We start from the raw sequence: 4,127 nt of genomic DNA on the forward strand, positions 1-4,127 counted from the left end.
TAACCAGTCCTGAAAACATCCAGTTATCAACCGGTAACAGCGTAAGTGTCACCGCTGAAAAGCAGACTGATATCACGGCATTAAAAAACATCACACTAACATCGGGCGATGCGATAGGGTTATTTGCTCATAAATCGGGGATGAAGGTCTTTGCCAACCAGGGGGATATTGAAACACAAGCCCAAAATGCCAACCTTAATATGGCGGCTAAACAAGATGTCCACATAGACAGTGTAGACAGCAAAATGACATTAAGCGCTGACAAAACAATCGCCTTAATGTGTGGCGGTTCATACATTGAAATTAGCAAAAAAGGCATTGTACTGGGCACACCGGATAATGTGTACATGAAATGTAATGCGATGCAAAAAATGGGACCAAAAACATTAAATTACGAACCAATAAATGTACCTGCATTATTTACAGAACAAGACATGCAAGAAGGTTTAACGTTGATCTTAGAAACTGAAGATGGCTATCGAATCCCAATGACCAAGTATGTTGTACGGTTTAAAAATGGCGAATTAAGGCAAGGAAGATTAGACCGTGAAGGAAAAGTTGTATTAAAAAATGTGCCACAAGGAATGGAATATGCTTATGCCTATCCAGATCAAGACGATATTTTAGCTAAAGCAAATGCACAGCGATTACATAATGCAATAGAAGCCGGAAACGCAGAAAAAATGATTGATTATTTGTGTTTTGCGGAAGAAATTGTTGCAAAAACAATTGAAGTTTATAAACAAATCTATCATCAAGATCTGGTTAAAAATATAGAAAAATCAATTGGTCCTTACAATAACCACAAAGATCTCATTAATTTTCTGTTAGCTAAAGCTAATTCAATCAATAAAAACAATTAGGATTTAAAACAATGGATACTGTAGAGGATTATATCATTGTTGCTAGCCCTTCTTTAAGGTATGTAACACCTAATAGGACAATGTCCTTTTATTTAAAAAAAGTCAACCCCAATGCTAAAGATATAAAAGACTTATCTATTCGTTGGGTATGTATTAATCATACAAATAGAGAAAAAAGTAAACAGAGTAATTTTTTTGGACCACGTGGTGGTCCCGAATGGCTTAATGCAAAATGGAATCTGGTTGGTGTACATACTGTAATGTGTTACGTCAGGGAATCGTTGGGTGGTGAAGCCAAAATTTATCATTATGTACAACATGTGGTGAGTCAAGGTGATTGCTTGAGCTATGATCCAGCGACATTTGAAGAAACAGAAAACCCATTTGAATTTATCCACAACATTAAAAAACAAAATAATATAATTGAGACTTTAGAAAAATACAGTGAATTGGATGAAGAACAACAAGAAAAATATAATGAACGCAAAGAAAATAGGAAACAATTTTGCGATAAATTAGAAAATTTGTTAGAAAAAATACCATTAAGTCACAGAAATCATTTCAAAATGATGAGTGCCAGACACTATTCGTATGAATATCCTGATACCAACTCAATCCTACTACAAGTATGTTATTTTTATCATGAAAAAACAGTTTATTTATTAGATTGGACTAATCCCCTACAACAAGGGTGGTGTGGTGTATTTGAAGGTAAGGGAGATACAGAACAAGCTGCTCTGCTAGATGCCTTAGATGAATGGGAAAGTGATAATCGTTATCCAGAGGGCATATTAAAATGTCGATATTTAAGTGTTAGTCATCCAACACTTGAAATCCCTAAATATGATGGTGAAGGGTTACTTGTTTGGACTATAGAAGATCATAATTTTACTGAAGAATATCAATTTTCAACTGACGGCAAAACTTGGCTTGACAGTATTTCAACAGCCCTCACTTATCTTGCATTTGGTGCATTAATTGTTGCCGGCGCAATAACATTGTTTGTACCTTCGGGGCAAATAGCAACAGCAGCATTTTGGACTTATGGGTCAATAATATTATCGGCTACTGCAGGTATTAGCTCATCAGCTATCAATATAACGCAACGTTATAATAAAGGTTTTAGTAATTGGAAAGATGATGGTTTTGATGCATTAAATATTGTTGGCAATATGTTAGGCACTGGTGCGGGGCTAGCCTTGGCGAAATGGGGACCGCTTAAATTTTTATCCCAAGTAGGTACGAATACCATGAAAGTGAATGCCATTAAAGCGATGTTAATTGGTGAAGTAACGACAAATGGTGTGCAAGGTATTATGATTTCTACCGATATTGCGTCAGCTATTTACACAGTAATAGAAGATAAATCGCTTCCTCCTGATGAAAAACTATCAAAAATTATGACTTTAATTGGAGCAGGGGTGTTAACTGGCGCGTTAGTTTATCTCAATTTAAAAAACACTAAAGCAAATTTTGATTTTATAAAGAAAGATTCGAATTTAGTTCAAAAACTAAGTCGAGAAGAAATCGATGCCTTTATAAACGATCCAAATAGTATCATTATAGATCAACTAACAGAAATGGAAAAAAAATCAACAGGAGTTGCGCTACCAAAAGTTGAATTAGCCGATATGCCGCAAATGCGTGTCTCTGTTAAACAGTTGCAAGAGCAAAATTTATTACCATTAACGAATAATACAACTATCTCAATTGCTAACAACAATCTACCGAATGCTGTCATTCCTCCTGCTAATTATTTTCGGATATTAAATAGCACAATTAACAGTGAATTTTTCTTATCTAATGAACTTAATAAGCATATTAATTTAACTGATCCCTTTGAGGCAACAAGAGTCGCATTATTAAATTCAAACCCAGAAGGCAAAATACAAATCTTAGCCAGAAATGGTGATCAAAAGATCAGTAAAACGGTCGTTAATACCCGTATATATGAAGATAAACGTAGTAATCTACAAAGTTTACAGGCAGATATTAGGGAACGCGCGAATAACGATAATGGTTGGAAGAAAAAAGTTGCTATTTCAAAGGCAACTTGTACTATTCATGGCATGGACTTTGAAAGTGCTAAGGAATTTAATAATTTACCCTTTACATTAAAGCATGCGCTAAAAGAAAAGGTTGTTGTACAAGGCGAATTTACGGGTCAATCGGCGCCAATTAAGGTGGTTGATATCGAAGGGTATATTGCGACTTTGAAAAAATATTATCCTGATGAAAAAATGGATAAATCGACGGAAAGATTGATTGAACAATATCTTATAAAACATAAAGATAACTTATCCAATTTTGATGGAATGCCTGGTGCGCATGCTGAAATATTGGCGGTAGATGATGTGTTTAAACAACTGCATGCGAAAGATATAAAGCCAGAATTACATTTCAAGGATATTGACGTTTATACTGTCTATGTCAAAGACCCAAAAGATAAAGGACAATTTGGACAACCATTTGTAGCCTGTCGTAATTGTAGTGGTATATTAGATCCACTTATTAACGTGGTAACGAAGCGAAAAGGAGAGTAACCATGAGTAACAGAACCGATATTAAACCGTTTGATTTGCCGGTACGGGTTGAATTGAGCCATTTACAGGTTATTCAAGGCTTTTATTTTTTAAATGATGTGTTATTTAGTGGGCTGGCTTATGACCATCGAGAACAAAAGTTGCATAAAGTGTACCAAATGACCGAAGGTAAAATCACGGGGGAACAAGCGTTTGGTTTTTTTAAGCACAGCAGTGGGGTAAAAATCGATTTTGCGGTGATAGAAGATGATGTAGATTATGAATTTAGGAATTTAGTCTATTATCAAGGAGAACTGTTAAACGGGGTAACCTATGAATATTGTGATGGTTTTGTTTTAAGCGAATCATTATGGGTTGATGGCTGGGAAGTAGAATTGATAACTTGGTATGTTGATGGTTCAGGGTTAGTGCGCCGCTTTGAGTTAGATTACGATGAAAACAGAAGCAATTTTAAGTGGGATTATAAAAGGCTGATTAGCGTTGATTGTCGTAAAAAAGATATTAATACTGATTCAAGTTTTTCTGTGAGTGTAAACAATCAAAATCAGATTAATTCCTTTTATTTAAATACCAAGGATATAGCAAGCTTTGAAAAACTGGTTCAGTATGATGATCTTCCGTTACCGGCTAATAGTTTATCGGGATTACTGGCTTATTACCCTTTGGCGGAAGAAGTAAGTCTTAGTATTTTTAGTGATGAAAACTTTGAATATTTTGCTGC

3 protein-coding genes are annotated in these 4,127 nt (G+C 35.1%); all 3 read left to right on the plus strand.

Annotated elements, in window-relative coordinates:
* A partial coding sequence (locus J3U35_RS06680; RefSeq protein ID WP_267360391.1) for a DUF2345 domain-containing protein occupies positions 1-863 on the plus strand: 863 nt, incomplete at its 5' end.
* Positions 864-874: 11 nt separating this feature from the next.
* Positions 875-3,406 carry a YwqJ-related putative deaminase gene (locus J3U35_RS06685; protein ID WP_267360393.1) on the plus strand — a complete coding sequence of 844 codons (2,532 nt, stop codon included), beginning with the start codon at positions 875-877 and terminating at the stop codon, positions 3,404-3,406.
* A 2-nt stretch (positions 3,407-3,408) separates the two neighbouring features.
* Positions 3,409-4,127: hypothetical protein (locus tag J3U35_RS06690; RefSeq protein ID WP_267360394.1), on the plus strand; the 719-nt coding region annotated here is incomplete at its 3' end.

Source organism: Gilliamella sp. B2717, from assembly GCF_026536675.1.
Classification (GTDB): domain Bacteria; phylum Pseudomonadota; class Gammaproteobacteria; order Enterobacterales; family Orbaceae; genus Gilliamella; species Gilliamella apicola_I.